Source organism: Streptomyces sp. SUK 48, from assembly GCF_009650765.1.
Classification (GTDB): domain Bacteria; phylum Actinomycetota; class Actinomycetes; order Streptomycetales; family Streptomycetaceae; genus Streptomyces.
Window position 1 is genome coordinate 7,300,474 of the sequence record NZ_CP045740.1, and the last position, 15,686, is coordinate 7,316,159.

The window sequence follows — 15,686 nt, forward strand, 5'->3', positions numbered from 1 at the left end:
GTTGCACCAGTGGGTGGGCCGGTCGGAGGGCGGACGCGCACGATCAGAGGACGGGCGTTCAGGGGAACAGGCGTTCAAGGACCGCCGCGACCCCGTCCTCCTCGTGACCCGGCGCGATCTCGTCGGCGTGGCGTTTCAGCTCGGCGTGGGCGTTGCCCATCGCGACCCCGTGCCCCGCCCAGGCGAGCATCGGGATGTCGTTGGGCATGTCCCCGAACGCGACCGTGTCGGCCGCCTTGAACCCCAGCCGGTGCCCCGCCGCGGCGAGACCGCTCGCCTTGTCCACGCCGTCGGGCAGCAGCTCGACCATGCCCTCACCGGAGTGCGTGACCCCGATCAGCCCGGCGCACACGGAGAGCGCCAGCGCAGCCAGGCCGTCGTCGTCCAGCGTCCGGCTGCGGATGAGGACCTTCTCCACGGGCCGCGCCCACAGCCCCGCCGGGTCCTCCACCAGCCGCCAGCCGTGCCGCACCCGTTCGCCGAACCCCGGCGTGACCAGGAACTCCCCGGTGAGCCCCGCGGTCACCACTGCGAGCGCCAGCGGGCCCGTCGCCTCGGCGATCCGCGCCACCAGCGCGCGTACGACGCCCCGGTCGAGGGTCGCCGAGGACAGCAGCCGGTCGGCGCCGACGTCGTACAGCTGCGCCCCCTGCCCGCAGATCGCGAGCCCCCGGTAGCCGAGCGGGGCCAGCAACGCGCGGCATCCCGCGGCCGGACGGCCCGTCACCACCAGGTGCCGGGCGCCCCGGGAGGCGGCCCGGGCGAGCGCGGCCCTGGTGCGCGGGGAGACGGTGAGGTCGCCGCGCAGCAGGGTGCCGTCGAGGTCGGTGGCGACGACCGTGTACCGGGGCGTCATCCGGCCCCGCCCCGGTGCAGGCCCAGCAGGGTGTACGCGGCCAGGGTCGCCGCGTCCGTGACCCGTCCGGCGCGGACGAGGTCGCGCCACTCGCCCGGTTCCGCCCGGCGCTGGCGCATGTCGGCCTCGGTGACCTCGCGTTCGGGCGGCCCCTGCGTCAACTCCTCGGCGAGGAAGACGTTGCAGCCCTGGCTCGCGTAGCCGTAGGCGACGTGCACCAGGCCCAGGTACGTCATCCGGGCGGCCCGCAGCCCGGTCTCCTCGCGCAGTTCGGCGCGGGCCAGTTCGAGCGGCGGCGCGCCCGCGTGCCCGGCGGGCCAGGAGCCCTGCGGGAACTCCCAGTAGCGGCCCGCGACCGGATAGCGGTACTGCTCGACCAGATGCAGCGCGCCGTCCTCGTCCCGGGGGATCACCAGGGCGTAGTCCGGCTTGTCCACGACACCGTAGACGCCCTCGCTGCCGTCGGGGCGCCGGATGTCGTCCTCCCGCACGCTCATCCACGCGTTGCGGTAGACCTCGCGGGACCGCACGGTACGGATCACGGCGCGGCCTCCAGCAGGGCGCGGACCCCCTCGGCGACACCGCGGACCCGCAGCCCGTGCCGGCGCAGCACCTCGTCCAGGAGGGTGCTGGTCAGACAGGTGTGGGCGGGCCGGCTCGCGTACCGTCCGGCGGCCCGGGGCACCCGGGTCACCCGCTCCCGGGGCACGCCGAGCCCGTCGGCGATCGCCTCCGCCCACGCGGCCCGCGAGACGCGGTCGGGGCCGCCGAGGTGCAGCAAGTGCGGTGCCCCGGGCTCCAGTACGGCGGCGGTCACCGCGGCCACGTCCGCCACCAGCACCGGCGTGGTCCACTGGTCGTGGGGCGCCGCCACCCGCTCGCCCGCGCGCAGCCGGTGGGCGCAGGCGGCGAAGAAGTTCAGCCATTTGGCACCGTCCGCGGGCTCCCAGCCGTAGACCAGGCTCACCCGCAGCACGGTGGCGTCGGGGGCCGCGCCGACGATCCGCTCGGCGGCCAGCTTGGCCCGGCCGTAGGCGTTCGCGGGGGCCGTGGGGGTGGCCTCGTCGTTGTCCGGTCCGCTGCCGTCGAAGACGTTGTCCGTGGAGATCAGCACGGTACGACGGCCCCGCGCCGCCGCCGTCAGATGGCGGGCCGCGGCGCTGTGCAGCGCGATCGCCCGCTCGGGTTCGGCCTCGCACCAGGTCACGTCGGAGGGGCCGTGCACCAGCACGAGCCGGTCGGGCCGCACCGACTTGACCACCTGTGCGCAGGCGTCCGCGTCGGTGGCGTCGAGCCGCACCCAGGGCGCGGTGTCCCCGGGCGGCGGGGTGCGGGAGGCGAGCACGGGGTTGTCACCCCGGGCGGCCAGCCGCGCGGCCACGGCGCGGCCGACGAAGCCGCTGCCGACGATCAGCGTGGTCGTGCTCATACGGCCGTCACCGCCCCGTGTCCCACGCCCCGCGCCGCCACCTCGTGTCCCGCGGCCCGCGCCGCCAGCAGCCGGCCGGCGCCGATCAGTCCGTGGTCGTCGTCCGGGGCACCGAGTGTCACCATGCGCCGGATGCCGTCGGCGTCCAGGCCGAAGCAGCCGAGCCGCTCCAACTCCTCGGTGAGCAGCTGGACATACCGGGGCCCGACGGCGAGGGCGAAGCCGCCCATCAGGATGTAGCGGCGGATGCCGATGGAGGTGAACACGGAGATGATCGCGGAGGCGAGATGGGGCAGGACCGAGCGCAGGACGCCGGTCGCGAACGGGTCGCCGGACCGGATCGCGGCGACCAGCGCCGGGTTGTCCAGCCGGTCCGGACCGGGCGCGGTGGCGGCGAGCGCCGAGCGGGCGTAGCCGACGGGATCGGCGTGGGCGGCGCGGCGCGCGGCGGCGAGGGTGCCGCGCCCGGAGGCGATGCCGCCGAGGTGGCCCCGGCCGCCGCAGTCGCAGCGCGGCGCGTCCGGCGAGGGATCGCAGGGCCAGTGGCCGAGTTCACCGCCGTGGCCCTCCGCGTCGAGCAGCACCTCGCCCGCCCGGTACACCTTGCTGCCGATCCCGGAGCTCACCGTGATCAGGCAGAACGGCGGTTCGCCGGGGCCGTGGACATAGCGCCACGCGGCGGCCGTCAGATCGTTGACGACGACCACCGGCAGCCCGAGGCGGTCCTCCAGGGACTGCCGCACCGGCAGCGGCTCGCCGGGGCCGCCCCAGATGGTGGGCGCGGCCAGCGCCCGGCCGTCGGCGGTGACCGGACCGGCGAAGGCCACGGCCAGCGCGCGGCTGCCGTGCCGCTCCACCGCCTCGGCGCACCGCGTGGCGAGCTGCTCGCGCACGCGTTCCTGGAGGACCGCGACGGGAGCGCCGGGATACCGGTCGAGGCCCTCGGTGGGGGTGCGGCGCACATCGGACAGGGTGCCGGTGGCGAGGTCGTAGCGGGCGGTGCGCAGCGTGGTGCCGCCCAGATCGACCACCGTGCAGGCGGGTTCAGACACGGGTTCCTCCTCGGGGGGAGGCGGGCGCGACGGACTGCACCGTGCCGTCCTCCAGGACGATCGCGGAATCGATGTCGGCGCCGGCCGGCACCTCGGCGCCCGGCAGCAGCACACTGCGCCGCACCCGCGCCCCGGCACCGATCCTGGCACCGGGGAAGGCGACGCTGTGCTCCAGCAGCCCGCCGTTGACGAGATCGGCCGGAACCAGACTGCGGGTCACCCCGGGCGCGGAGCCGACGACCTCGCGCGGCACCTCGGGCCGTACCGTGCACGGGAGTTGAGCGACCGTCAGGGTCGGCCGCTTTGCGACGAGCGCCAGATGGGCCCGGTGGTAGCGGTCGACGGTGCCGATGTCCTCCCAGTGCCCCGGCACCTCGTGGCCGAGGATCAGCTCGCCGCCCGCGAGCATCGCCGGGATGACGTCCCGGCTGATGTCGTGCTGCCAGCCGGTGCCGTCCAGCACCTCCAGATAGTGGTGCAGCCGGGCCGCGTCGAAGACGCAGAACGCCGCGAACACCAGATCGCTGGCCGGCTCGGCGGGCTTCTCCACGAATGCCGTCAGCCGCCCCGCCGGATCGAAGTCGACCATGCCGAACAGATGGACGTAACGGCGCTCGATCCGCTGGTAGGCCACGGTGAGCGCGGCGCCGGAGCGCCGGTGGGCGGCGATCAGCGGCCCGTAGCCGAAGCGGTACACATGGTCCGCGTGCAGCACCAGCACCTCGGAGGTGTCCGGTCCGAACAGGTACGGCGCCTTGCGGATCAGCGCGTCGGCGGTGCCCCGCTCGGGGATGCCGCCGGGCGGTGGGGGCAGATAGCCGGTGCCCTCGCGGTACGCGCGGTCGTACGGCCCGAAGTGCACCCGGAACCCCGGCCGCCACCAGGTGCGGTACAGGTCGTCCATCAGCTGCCGTTCCTCGTACTGGGAGAGCAGCAGCACCTCGCCGAGCCCGGACGCCTCGGCGTTGGCGAGCGAGAAGTCGATCAGCCGGGCGGCACCCCCGAAGGGCACCAGCGGCTTGAGCCGGCCGTGCCCGAGCGGCCCCATCCGGCGGCCCTCGCCGCCCGCGAGCAGCGCGGCGCGCACCCCGTCAGCCACGGCGCACCACGTCCCAGGCGGAGCGCCCGTCGGCCAGGGTCAGCAGCAGGTTCAATTCTCCTCCGGAGTCGGGCAGTTCGTGCAGATCCAGGGTGAATTCGCCCGGCCCGGTCGCGGCCGCCCGGTGCACCACCGTGCCCCGGCGCCCCGCACCGGCGGGCTCGGCCCACAGGACCGCCTCGACGCGGGCGGCGTGCGGCAGCCGGTAGACGAGCAGACCGTCCGCGCACGCGTGGCGGGCCGCAAGCCGGGCCCGCAGCCCGGGGTCGTCACCCGCGGCACGGGCGCAGCGCGCGAAGTCGGCGCGCGCCCAGGCCGCGTCGAACAGGGCGCGGCGCGCCTCGGCGTCCAGCGGGCGGCAGCGGGCGTAGGCGTCGGCGTCCCCGAGCCGGACGGCGGCCTCGGCGATCGCGTCCGCGTGCGCGTCGTACGCCTCCTCGGGCAGCAGGTCGAACCAGCCGTGCCGCAGGAGGAGTTCGACATCCGGTGCGGGTCGCTTCCCCTCCCACAGCGGCACGAAAGCGTCCAGATGCCGGCGTGCCGTGTTCGCCCAGGTGAACTGCCGTGCGTTGGTGATGGAGTTGGCGCGCAGCCGGGCGTACTCCTCGGGTCGCTCGCGCAGCAGGGCTGCGGCCTCCCGGATGCGGCGGGCCAGCGCGTCGGCGAGCAGCGAGTCGTCCTCGGCGAAGGAGCGGTTGACGGCGAAGCCGGTGGCCCCGGGGGTGGCCAGCGGGTCGGCGGCATGGCCGAAGTGGGCCATGCCCAGCTGGGCCGTGGCGATGGGGACGGCGCCGGTGGCCATCGCCTCGCCCTGCGCGATCAGGAACGTGTCCATCTCGAACTTGGACGGGAAGAGACAGAAGTCCGAGGAGGCCGCGTACGCCATGATCCGTTCCTCGGCGACCCGTTCGCACTCCAAGTGGATCCGGTCCTGGTGGCGTTCGACCACCTCGCGGAGGTACGGGTCCTCGATCCCGTCGTCGCTGAGGCAGCGCAGCACGAAGTTGGCCGCCAGGCCCTCGGTGAGGACGCGGTCGACCGCGCGGAACAGCTCCAGCTGCCCCTTGTGGTTCACCGCGTAGCGGGCGTTGTGGAAGAAGGTGGGCAGGGCCGGGTCCAGACCGAGGGTGCCGAGCACGGCCGCGCGGTCCACGGCGGGCCGCTCGGGCGCGGTCCAGCGGTCACCGATCGCGCACCCGCCGACGAAGCTCTTGTGCGCGTTGCGGCGCACCGTCTCGTACACCGGCAGGCCGCGGAACGGCTCCTCGAACGGGGTCCCGGCGAAATCGGTGTAGAACTCCAGATGCCCCGGTGAGAGGAAGTCCACCAGGTCGGCGTGGTCGGCGACCAGGTCGTAGACGCCGATGTGGTCCGGGCCGTACGCGTAGTGCAGATGGGTGTGCTGCTGGTACGCGCTCCGCACGGATTCGGGCGACGGCCGCTCGGCGGGCAGGGCGACCGGCGCGTCCAGGAACGCCAGGAGCCGTTCCACCTCGGGCCGGTACACCTTCTTGGTGATCGGCATGTTGCTCTGCACGGTCCCGACGACCAGCTTCGACGCATCGGCGCGGAAGGCCGCCGGCATCAGGTAGTGGTAGTAGGGCTCATGGGCGTGGATGAGCGCCTTCTCGTCCCCGAACCGGGCGCGCACGAAGCGGATCGTGTCGACCTGGTAGCCGAGCGACTTGAAGAAGACCAGGTCGTGGCCCTTGCTGTCGTACGGCGGGTAGAAGCGGTCCGGGAGCGCGTCCAGCAACTCGTTGGACAGGAAGTACAGATCGACGCCGTCCAGCCGGAGCCGGTGCGCGGTGGTGGTCAGCGGGATGCCCACCTCGGCCGGGAAGTGCTCGCCCCAGACGTCCGGGTCGAGCACGAGCGGCAGCTCGTAGGTGTCCTCGTATTCCAGGGTCTCCAGGTCGTAGGAGGCCCGCAGTTCGGCCAGCCGGCCGTGGGCCGGGGTGACGACCGAGACGCGGTGGCCCGCCTCGGCCAGCGCCGTGGAGAGGTTCCAGAGGTAGACGGATATCCCGCCCTGGAGGAAGCGGTGGTCGAAGCCCCCGCACTCGAAGTAGGTCTCGATGACGTGCACGGGTGTCCTCATCCGCCGGCCGGGAGACCGGGGGCCTCCACGGCGTGCCGCAGGTTGATCGCCGCGTGGTAGGCGCGGTCGTGGGCGTAGGCGTAGTCCAGCTCATGGATCAGCCGGCGCAGCCTGAGCAGCCGCCAGGCCGGGTGCCCGTCCCGGTCCGGGCCCGCGTCGGCCAGCAGGTTCCCGGCCCGCGCGGCCCACAGCCCCGCCGCCCGCCGCAGCCGGGCCAGAACGGCCAGCCGCTCCTCGGTCCAGCCGGGCGTGTCCGGGCGGACGCCCGCCGCCTGGAGCAGCGCGGTGCGGCAGGTGTCCTCCGGGCCCATGCCGAGGACACCGGCCGCGTGGTCGGAGAACTCGTCGGCCGTGAAGATCTCCAGCCCCCGGGTGAGGGCGGCCAGGTCCTGCCACGGCGACTGCGCGGTGGCCGGGTCGGCCGGGTCGGCACGCGGGGTCGACAGGTCGATCACGCACAACTCCCATCCGCCGCCTGCGTGTTCGGCGCGCAGCACATGGGACAGGTGCAGGTCGCCGTGGCAGGGGCCGGCGGGCCAGGGGCGCGCCGGCAGCCCGGCTGTGCGGGTCAGTTCGCGGGACAGTCCGGTCGCCGCCGCCTCGCGCACGGCCACCGGGTAGCGGGTGTCGGCGAGGAGCCGCGGGGTGAGCCGGGCGAGCCGTTCACCGGTCTCGGCGAGCACCGCTGCGGCGGGGAACTCCGGGTGCGGGCCCAGCCGTTCGGCCAGCTCCCGGTGGAAGTCGCGCAGGAAGTACCCGGTCTCCCGCAGCGGCGCCACCAGATCCCGCTGGGAGGCGTCGACGGCCGGACCCGGCTCGGCCCCGGACGCCAGCAGCGGCCACAGCGCCCGTATCCCCGCCCGCAGGGGCACGTTGAGCCCCTCGCCCTCGGCGAACCGGTACAGCACCCCGAGCGGTTCCCGCGCCCCGGTCGCCGCGTCCACGTACGTGTAGTCGCCGACCGGCCGCTGGGTGCGCCCGCCGTCCGCCATCAGGCGCAGCAGCTCGGCCTCCCGGTTGCCGGTGCCGATCCGCCGGTAGCTCTTGTGGGTGTGCGCGCTGCCGCCCAGGTCGATCAGGGACAGCGCGTTGGAGCACCAGCCCGGGTCGAAGGGCAGCGGGCCCCGGTAGGCGGCGGGCGCGCCCCGGAACTCGATCGCGTTTCCGCGCAGCGTCGGCAGCCGCAGCCCCGCGCGCAGCGCGTCCACCACGGCGCGGTCGAACGCCCCGGTACCGGCGGCCGGCCGCCCCGGGTCGGCGTCGAGGACCGGGACGAACCAGCGGGTGGCGCCCGCCCCGACCAGCAGCAGCCGGACCTCGCCGAGCACCGCCTGGTCGTACAGCTCGAAGGGGCCGCGGCGCCCGGCCTCGTCCATCCAGGGGGCCGCGTGCAGCAGGCCGGCGGTCGCGGGCGCGGGGGCGCCGGGCAACAGGGTGTCCAAGGGTCAGCTCCCGGTCATCTCGTAACGGTCGACGCCCCGGTGCCAGACGACCAGGGCGAGCGTCACCGCGCCCGCGGTCACCACGAACAGCCAGGGCAGCAGCCCGGTGCGCCCGAAGAGCAGATAGGTCGCGGGCACGTAGGCGGTGAAGGCGTAGGGCAGCAGCCAGGTCAGCAGCCACCGCAGGGAGGGGTGGTACAGGTCGAGCGGGTAGCCGGAGAAGTCGCCCAGCTGGTTGGCCGCGTACAGGGCCGGGAAACTGTTCGTCGTCCAGAACGCCAGCGACGCGAACAGCGTCTTGACGGAGGCGAGGACCAGCGTCCCGCACAGCACGAGCAGCGGCAGCAGCAGCCACTGCACGGCGCTGAGGCGCAGCTCGAGCCGGTCGGCCGCGTACCAGGTCAGGGCGGCGCCGGTGCACAGCTCGCCGAAGCCGTCCGGGTACAGGAACCGTTCGGACAGCAGCGAGAACAGCGGATGCACCGGGCGGATCAGATAGCGGAAGAAGTCGCCGTTCTGCACCAGCTTGCGGGCCATCACCCACAGCTGGTCGGTGAACATCCGGTCCAGGCCGCGCGGCAGCAGCGAGAAGCCGAGCAGGAACAGCACCTGGTGGTAGTCCCAGCCCGCGATCCGGGGCGTCTGCCGGAACACCATGCCGACCACGGCCACCTGGCAGACCACCCGCAGCACCAGACCGCCCGCGCCGAGCAGGAAGTCCATCCGGTACTCGGTCAGCCGGTGCACGCTGACGGCGCTGAGGTGCCAGGTCAGCCGGGCGTAGCGGGCGGCCGTCGTGAGGGGTCCCGGTGCGGTCATCCGCCCAGCACCTCCACCCGTCGTACGGCACCGCGCCAGGCCAGCGCGGCCAGCGCGGCGAGCGCCAGCGCCCAGCCGAGCTGGACGGCGAGGATGCCGGCCGCGCCCGCCGCCCCGTCGTAGCGGCCGAGGAGCAGCCGCAGCGGGCCGTCGACCATGCCCTGGAACGGCAGCACCCGGGCCACCGCCGCGAGCGGGCCCGGCATCAGCGCGAGCGGCACCACCTGCCCGGCGAAGAAGGCGACCACGCTGTCCTTGACGACGCGCACGCCCCAGATGTTGGTGGTGACGAACCCGGCGAGCCCGACCAGCAGGTTCACCCCGAAGCCGATCACCAGGGACAGCGCGGCGGAGACGGCGAACAGCAGCACGCCGCCCCAGGTCGGCCTGGTCAGCGGCAGCAGCAGCGCGTACAGCGCGACGACGGGTACGGCGACCAGCGTGGCGTTGGTCAGCGAGACCGGCAGCCCGGTGGCGAACCGGGACAGCGGATAGCTGACCGGGCGCAGCAGCGAGACCGCGATGTCCCCGCGCTGGACCTCGCCGGAGACCTCCTCGTCCACCCGGCTGGCCTGCATCAGGCCGAGCACCTGGGCGAGCAGCACATAGGTCGTCAGCCGCGGCAGGTCGTAGCCGCCGGGCAGCCCGCCCGGCCGGCCCCCGTACACCGCGCGCCACAGGAAGACCTGGACGCCGACGGCGGTGGCGGCGGTCAGGGCGTTGATCAGGAAGGTGGAGCGGTACTGGAGCAGGGACTGGAGGCTGGAGGCCGCGAAGGGGGTGTAGCGGCGCAGGGCGGAGGCGTTCACCCGGCCGCCCGGCCTGCGTAGATGCGTCGCAGCACCATCTCCACGTCGGGTTCGGGGGCGACGCAGTCGATGACGTCGAAGCGGTCGAGGAGGAAGCCCATCACCTGGCGGGCGGTCCAACGGGCCACCGGGTACTCGACCTTGATCCGCCCGTCCTCGGCCAGGGTCGCCGAGGCGCCGCCAAGTCCCTTTTCGATCAGGGCGATCGCCTCGTCGGCGGAACCGTGGTGCTCGAAGACCACCGCCCTGGTGTCGGCGGTGCGCAGCAGCTCGTGCAGGGTCCCGCGGTGCACGACCTCGCCGTGGTTGACGACGAGGACCCGGTCGCAGATGGCGGTGATGTCGCCCATGTCGTGGCTGGTGAGCAGCACGGTGGTGCCGAGTTCGGCGTTGACGTGGTTGACCAGCCTGCGCACGGCCTCCTTGAGCACCAGATCGAGGCCGACCGTCGGCTCGTCCAGGAAGACCACCTTGGGGTCGTGCACCAGGCTCGCCGCGACCTCGGCCCGCATCCGCTGGCCCAGACTGAGCTGCCGCACCGGGGTGTTGCCCAGTGCGTCGAGGTCCAGCAGCTCCTGGAACAGGGCCATGTTGCGCCGGTAGACGGCGTCCGGGATCTCGTGGATCCGGCGCAGGATGCGGAACGAGTCCGGCACCGGCAGGTCCCACCACAGCTGGCTGCGCTGCCCGAACACCACCCCGATGTTGGCCGCGTTGCGCCGCCGCTCCCGGTACGGCTCCAGGCCCGCGACCAGGGCCCGGCCCGAGGTCGGCGTCATGATCCCGGTGAGCATCTTCACCGTGGTCGACTTGCCCGCGCCGTTCGCCCCGATGTACGCGGCCTTCGTCCCGGCCGGGATCTCGAAGGACACCCCGGACACGGCCCGCACCAGCCGGTGCTCCCGGCTGAACAGCGTGCTGAGGCTGCCCAGCAGACCGGGCTCGCGTTCGGCGACCTTGAACTCCTTGACCAGGTTCTCCGCGACGATCACCGGGGGTCCCCCGTGGCCAGTTCGAGCGCGCGGTCGAGCAGCGTGATGCCCTCGTCGAGGAGTGCGCGGTCGATGGTGAACGGCGGTGCCAGGCGCAGCACATGACCGCCGAGCGCGGTACGCAGCCCGAGGTCCAGCGCGTGCCGGTACACGGCCCGGGCGATCTCGGGGGCCGGTGTCCGGCTCGTCCGGTCGCGCACGAACTCCAGCCCGTGCAGCAGCCCGAGCCCGCGCACCTCGCCCAGCACCTCGTACCTGGCGTGCAGTTCGGCCAGCCGTTCGTCCAGTACGGCGCCCAGCTCGCTCACCCGGGCGAGCAGCGTGTCCCGGCGTACGACCTCCAGCGTGGCCTTCGCCGCGGCGATGCCCAGCGGATTGTTCGCGTACGTCGACGCGGTGGACCCGGCGCGGCCCGCCTCGGGATGCCGCAGCACCGCGGACCGGCCGGCCAGCGCGGCGAACGGGAACCCCGAGGCCAGGCCCTTGGCGAGGGTCACGAGATCCGGCTCGACGCCGAATCGCTCACTGGCCAGGAAGGTGCCGGTGCGGCCGCCGCCGGTGAGCACCTCGTCGGCGACGAGCAGCACCCCGTTCTCCCGGCAGCTGTCGGCGATCTGCTCCCAGTAGCCCGGCGGCGGCACGATCACCCCGGCCGCGCCGAGCACCGGCTCGAAGACCAGCGCGGAGATGTTCGGTTTCTCCGCGATGTGCCGGCGCACCAGCGAGGCGCAGCGCACCCCGCAGGAGGGGTACTCCAGCTCCAGCGGGCAGCGGTAGCAGTAAGGGGAGTAGCCCAGCACGCTGTTGCCGGAGAACGCCTGGTGGCCGATGTCCCAGTGGACCAGCATCCTGGCCCCCTGCGTCTTGCCGTGGAAGCCGTAGCGCAGTGCCCCGATCCGGTTGCGACCCGGCTCGGCGACGGCCTGCACGGCGCGCAGCGCGGCCTCCACCACCTCGGCGCCGGTGGAGAAGAAGGCGTACGTGTCCAGTTCCTCCGGCAGCAGGTCGGCGAGCAGATCGCACAGGGCGGCGCGGTCGGCGGTGGCGAAGTCGTGCACGTTCCACAGCCGGCCGGCCTGCTCGGTGAGCGCGGCGACGACCTCGGGATGGCAGTGGCCCAGCGACTGGGTGAGGGTGCCGGCCGCGAGGTCGATGTACTGGTTGCCGTCCAGATCGGTCAGCACCGCGCCGCGGCCCTCCACGAAGACCCGCCGCCCCAGCGCGGACTCCTCCGAGGCGCCGGGTGCGAGGCGCGCCGACTCCCGCTCCAGCAGCTCTCGTTGACGCGGGCCGGTCATCCGGCACCGCCCAGCGGACCGACCTCGAAGACCAGCAGGGTGATGTCCTCGTCGCCGTCGTTGGCCAACCCGTGCTCGCCGTAGGGGCGGTTGGGCACCACGTCGCCCGCGCGCACGGTGAACTCCGCGCCGTCCAGGGTCATCCGGCCCCGGCCGGAGAGGATCACGTACGTCTCCTCGTCGTCCGCGTGCCGGTGGGTGCCGATGGAGGTGCCCGGGGGCAGCACGACCAGGTCGATGAACGCGACCGGCGCCTTCGCCCCGGCGCCCGGGTAGGCGCGGTGGGCGCGGATCGTGCCGGTGCCGCCGTGGTCGCCGGTCACGTCACGCAGCAGCCCGTCGTACAGGTTGGTGACGCGGGTACGGACGGGTTCGGGCGTCGGGGCTCCCGGCTCCGGCAGGGCAGGACTCATCGCGGTACGGCTCCAAGGCGCTTGCGGGGAAGGGGAGTTCGCGGGGAGGGGGCCGGAGTCAGCACGCGGCCGTGAGCGGCGCGGCGGCGTTCCCGGTCCGGGCGGCCAGGGCGTCCAGTGCCTCTTCGAGCGCGGCCCCGGGGATGTCGTCCAGGTCGTCCACGAAGACCGCCGAGCCGATCCCGTCCGGCACCACGAGGTGCAGCCGGCGGCCCCGGCGCTCCCAGGACGCCTTCAGGGCCCGGTCCATCAGCGCGGGCGTGCAGGTCTGCGGGTCGAACACGGGCAGTCCGAGCGCGTCGATCAGGGCGACGATCCGCTCGCAGTCCCCGGCGTCCAGCAGGCCCAGCACACGGGCGAGTTCAGTGGAGAGGGCCATGTCGATCGCGACGGACTCGCCGTGCGCGATCCGGTACTCGCTGGCCGTCTCCAGCACGGGCCCGAAGGTGTGCCCGAAGTCGACGAGCCGGGCCAGGTCGTGCTCGCGCAGGTTCGGGCACAGCTCCTCCATCATGAGCCGCATCGAGGTGCGCAGCACGTAGTCCTCGACGCCGCGCCGCCCGAGCCCGTCCTCGGCGAGCGACGCCGGGGCGGCGTACGGCCGCTGGAAGACCTGCGGGCACTCCTCCAGGGTGCGCAGCAGCCGGGCGTCCTTGATGATCGCCATCTTGGCGATCTCGCCGAGGCCGCAGCGGATGTCCCGGGGGGCCAACGACCGCAGGAAGGCGGGGTCGTTGAGGGAGGCGTGCGGGGGGTGGTAGGCGCCGAGCATGTTCTTGGTGCCCAGGGCGTTGACGCCGGTCTTGACGCCGACGCCCACGTCGACCTGGCCGACCAGGGTGGTGTTGACCTTCACATAGCGCACGCCCCGGCAGTAGATCGCCGCCGCGAACCCGACCAGGTCGCAGGTGACGCCCCCGCCGACGGCGAGCATCACGCCGCCCCGGTCCAGGCCGGCCGACTTGGCCAGCGCGCAGATCTCCTCGACGGTCTCCATGCGCTTGCGGTCCTCGCCGCCGGCCAGGACGTGCACGCTCCAGGTGCCCGGGGCGAACCGCGCGTCCAGGTAGGCGCGCAGCTGCCGCCCGTACAGCCGGTCGACGGCCGGCCCGGTGAAGGCGACCACGCGGCGCCCCTCGCAGCACTCGGCCAGCAGCGGGTTGCCGGGGGAGAGCACCTCGTGGGTGAGATCGACACGGTACGAGGTTCCGTCCGGGGCGCGGAGGGTGAACCCGTTGTCATCGCCTCGGACCCCGGATTCGGCGGCGGATGTCTGCGCCGTCACGACACTCCTCGAATCGGCCGGATTCACCACCGGCTGGCCGTCAACTGCGATCAACAGGGCTTGAGTTAAACAGGTGATCGAGAGCCCTGCAAGAACTTGATGAAACTTGCTGCGGATTCTTGCAAACGGAGGTGATCGTACGGGCGGACAGGGGAGGGCCCGGCTCTCCCGCCCCGCGCTCCGTGCCCCGGCGCCCGCACGGCGACCCTGCGGCGCGGGGCCGCCTCGGGCGCCCGCCGTGGCTTCGTCGGCGTCACGGCATACGGCACGGCGGAGGCAGCCGAGCGCGCCGGTGCCGAGGCCGCCGGCCTCCGCCGCAGGCTCGCCACCGCCACCGCCACCGCCGCGAGCGGCGGGGCGCCGCGAACCGCACCGAACCGGCCGCGTACTTCGCCAAGACGCGCCCCATCCCGCGCGCCCTCTCCCGCCGCGCCCCGCCGTCCGTCCGGTGCCGCGCGAGGAGCCCTCTGGTCCGGCCGGATCGGCCGTGTTACGAAGGACCATGTCCGTGAACCAGGGAACCCGCGCGTACGACGCCGTCATCGTCGGGGCAGGCCACAACGGTCTGGTCGCCGCCGCCTATCTGGCCCGGGCCGGGCGCTCCGTGCTGGTGCTGGAGCGGCTCGGGCACACCGGCGGGGCCGCCGTGTCCAGCCGGCCGTTCGCCGGGGTGGAGGCGCGGCTGTCGCGCTACTCCTACCTGGTCAGCCTGCTGCCCCCAAAGATCGTCACCGACCTCGGCCTCGACTTCCGGCTGCGCTCGCGCACCATCTCCTCGTACACCCCGGTGGAACGCGCCGGGCGCCCCACCGGACTCCTCGTCGGCGGCGGCGAGGCGCGCACCCGGGACGCCTTCACCCGGCTGACCGGCGGCGAGCGGGAGTACGCCGCCTGGCAGCGCTTCTACGGCATGACCGGCCGCGTCGCCGAGCGCGTCTTCCCCACCCTCACCGAGCCGCTGCCCACCCGGGACGAGCTGCGCCGCCGCATCGATGACGAGAGCGCCTGGCGGGCCCTGTTCGAGGAGCCGATCGGGGCCGCCGTCGAGGAGTACTTCGAGGACGATCTGGTCCGGGGCGTGGTCCTCACCGACGCCCTGATCGGCACCTTCGCCGACGCCCATGACCCCGCGCTGGCCCAGAACCGCTGCTTCCTCTACCACGTCATCGGCGGCGGCACCGGCGCCTGGGACGTGCCCGTGGGCGGCATGGGCGCCCTCACCGACGCGCTCGCGGCGGCGGCCCGTTCGGCGGGAGCGGAGATCGTGACCGGACACGAGGCGGTGCGCGTCACCGGCGACGAGAGCGGCGCGGAGGTCGCCTACCGCACCGCCGACGGTGAGGGCGTCGTCGCCGCCCGGCACGTCCTGGTCAACGCCTCCCCGCAGGAGCTGGCCGCCCTCACCGGGGACGCACCCCCGGAACCCGCCGAGGGCGCCCAGCTCAAGGTCAACATGCTGCTCACCCGGCTGCCGAAGCTCCGCGACCCCGACGCCGACCCCCGCGAGGCGTTCGCCGGCACCTTCCATATCGCCGAGGGCTACGGCCAGTTGGCCACCGCCCACGCCCAGGCCGCCGCCGGCCGGCTGCCCGCCGCGCCGCCCTCCGAGATCTACTGCCACTCCCTGACCGACCCCACCATCCTCGGCCCCGAACTCGCCGGGCGCGGCTACCAGACCCTCACCCTCTTCGGCCTGCACACCCCGGCCCGGCTCTTCGACCGGGACAACGACGGCACCCGCGAGGAACTGCTCGCCGCCACCCTCGCCGAGCTCGACGCCCACCTCGCCGAGCCCCTCGCGGACTGCCTGGCCACCGACGCCGACGGCCGCCCCTGCATCGAGGCGAAGACCCCGATCGACCTGGAACGGGACCTGCGGCTGCCCGGCGGCAACATCTTCCACCGCGCCCTGTCCTGGCCCTACGCCCAGCAGGAAACGGGCCGTTGGGGCGTGGAGACCCCGCACCCGCGCGTCCTGCTGTGCGGGGCCGGAGCGGTGCGCGGGGGAGGGGTGAGCGGCGTACCCGGGCACAACGCGGCGATGGCGGTGCTGGAACAGGACGACTAGAAACCCGAACTGACGGTACGTCA

14 protein-coding genes are annotated in these 15,686 nt (G+C 73.9%); 1 reads left to right on the forward strand and 13 read right to left on the reverse strand.

The genetic code is table 11. From position 1 onward, the window contains the following. Positions 1–58: 58 nt before the first annotated feature. From GHR20_RS32360 to GHR20_RS32420, 13 genes are read right to left on the reverse strand one after another with little or no spacing between them, the layout of a single operon-like run. A complete protein-coding gene (locus tag GHR20_RS32360; protein WP_153815192.1) occupies positions 59–856 on the reverse strand; it encodes an HAD family hydrolase in 798 nt (265 codons plus the stop codon). After that, complete coding sequence (locus GHR20_RS32365; RefSeq protein WP_243878192.1) at positions 853–1,398, reverse strand: NUDIX hydrolase; 546 nt, start codon at positions 1,396–1,398, stop codon at positions 853–855. The genes GHR20_RS32360 and GHR20_RS32365 overlap by 4 nt, the downstream gene beginning before the upstream one ends. After that, on the reverse strand, positions 1,395–2,285 hold the full coding sequence (locus GHR20_RS32370; protein WP_153815193.1) for a sugar nucleotide-binding protein: 891 nt from the start codon (positions 2,283–2,285) through the stop codon (positions 1,395–1,397). Before GHR20_RS32370 ends, GHR20_RS32365 begins: the two co-directional genes overlap by 4 nt. Beyond that, positions 2,282–3,337: an ROK family protein gene (locus GHR20_RS32375; RefSeq protein ID WP_153815194.1), complete on the reverse strand. Its 1,056-nt coding sequence runs from the start codon at positions 3,335–3,337 to the stop codon at positions 2,282–2,284. The genes GHR20_RS32370 and GHR20_RS32375 overlap by 4 nt, the downstream gene beginning before the upstream one ends. After that, a complete protein-coding gene (locus tag GHR20_RS32380; protein ID WP_153815195.1) occupies positions 3,330–4,436 on the reverse strand; it encodes a sugar phosphate nucleotidyltransferase in 1,107 nt (368 codons plus the stop codon). Before GHR20_RS32380 ends, GHR20_RS32375 begins: the two co-directional genes overlap by 8 nt. After that, positions 4,429–6,525, reverse strand: coding sequence for a glycosyltransferase (locus GHR20_RS32385; RefSeq protein ID WP_153815196.1), 2,097 nt, complete (start codon positions 6,523–6,525; stop codon positions 4,429–4,431). Before GHR20_RS32385 ends, GHR20_RS32380 begins: the two co-directional genes overlap by 8 nt. Positions 6,526–6,533: 8 nt before the next feature. Next, positions 6,534–7,979 (reverse strand): phosphotransferase, encoded by a 1,446-nt coding sequence (locus tag GHR20_RS38195; protein WP_153815197.1) that lies wholly within the window; start codon positions 7,977–7,979, stop codon positions 6,534–6,536. Positions 7,980–7,982: 3 nt separating this feature from the next. Then, positions 7,983–8,798 (reverse strand): ABC-2 family transporter protein, encoded by an 816-nt coding sequence (locus GHR20_RS32395; RefSeq protein ID WP_153815198.1) that lies wholly within the window; start codon positions 8,796–8,798, stop codon positions 7,983–7,985. Then, complete coding sequence (locus GHR20_RS32400; protein ID WP_148025960.1) at positions 8,795–9,607, reverse strand: ABC-2 family transporter protein; 813 nt, start codon at positions 9,605–9,607, stop codon at positions 8,795–8,797. The genes GHR20_RS32395 and GHR20_RS32400 overlap by 4 nt, the downstream gene beginning before the upstream one ends. After that, entirely contained in the window at positions 9,604–10,599 is a 996-nt protein-coding gene (locus GHR20_RS32405; protein WP_148025959.1) for an ATP-binding cassette domain-containing protein, read from the reverse strand. The genes GHR20_RS32400 and GHR20_RS32405 overlap by 4 nt, the downstream gene beginning before the upstream one ends. Then, on the reverse strand, positions 10,596–11,897 hold the full coding sequence (locus GHR20_RS32410; protein WP_153815199.1) for an aminotransferase class III-fold pyridoxal phosphate-dependent enzyme: 1,302 nt from the start codon (positions 11,895–11,897) through the stop codon (positions 10,596–10,598). Before GHR20_RS32410 ends, GHR20_RS32405 begins: the two co-directional genes overlap by 4 nt. Further along, the gene (locus GHR20_RS32415; protein WP_153815200.1) at positions 11,894–12,310 is read right to left on the reverse strand and encodes a cupin domain-containing protein; all 417 of its coding nucleotides are present in this window, start codon (positions 12,308–12,310) and stop codon (positions 11,894–11,896) included. Before GHR20_RS32415 ends, GHR20_RS32410 begins: the two co-directional genes overlap by 4 nt. A gap of 58 nt (positions 12,311–12,368) precedes the next feature. Continuing rightward, on the reverse strand, positions 12,369–13,595 hold the full coding sequence (locus tag GHR20_RS32420; protein WP_111583496.1) for a sedoheptulose 7-phosphate cyclase: 1,227 nt from the start codon (positions 13,593–13,595) through the stop codon (positions 12,369–12,371). A 502-nt stretch (positions 13,596–14,097) separates the two neighbouring features. Here GHR20_RS32420 and GHR20_RS32425 point away from each other — a divergent pair. Then, positions 14,098–15,663 (forward strand): NAD(P)/FAD-dependent oxidoreductase, encoded by a 1,566-nt coding sequence (locus tag GHR20_RS32425; RefSeq protein WP_153815201.1) that lies wholly within the window; start codon positions 14,098–14,100, stop codon positions 15,661–15,663. Positions 15,664–15,686 lie beyond the last annotated feature (23 nt).

Coding starts and splice junctions, on each gene's coding strand:
- GHR20_RS32370 (WP_153815193.1), bottom strand. CDS start 2,285: ATGAGCACGACCACGCTGATCGTCGGCAGCGGCTTCGTCGGCCGCGCC.
- GHR20_RS32425 (WP_153815201.1), top strand. CDS start 14,098: ATGTCCGTGAACCAGGGAACCCGCGCGTACGACGCCGTCATCGTCGGG.
- GHR20_RS32395 (WP_153815198.1), bottom strand. CDS start 8,798: ATGACCGCACCGGGACCCCTCACGACGGCCGCCCGCTACGCCCGGCTG.
- GHR20_RS32415 (WP_153815200.1), bottom strand. CDS start 12,310: ATGAGTCCTGCCCTGCCGGAGCCGGGAGCCCCGACGCCCGAACCCGTC.
- GHR20_RS32410 (WP_153815199.1), bottom strand. CDS start 11,897: ATGACCGGCCCGCGTCAACGAGAGCTGCTGGAGCGGGAGTCGGCGCGC.
- GHR20_RS32360 (WP_153815192.1), bottom strand. CDS start 856: ATGACGCCCCGGTACACGGTCGTCGCCACCGACCTCGACGGCACCCTG.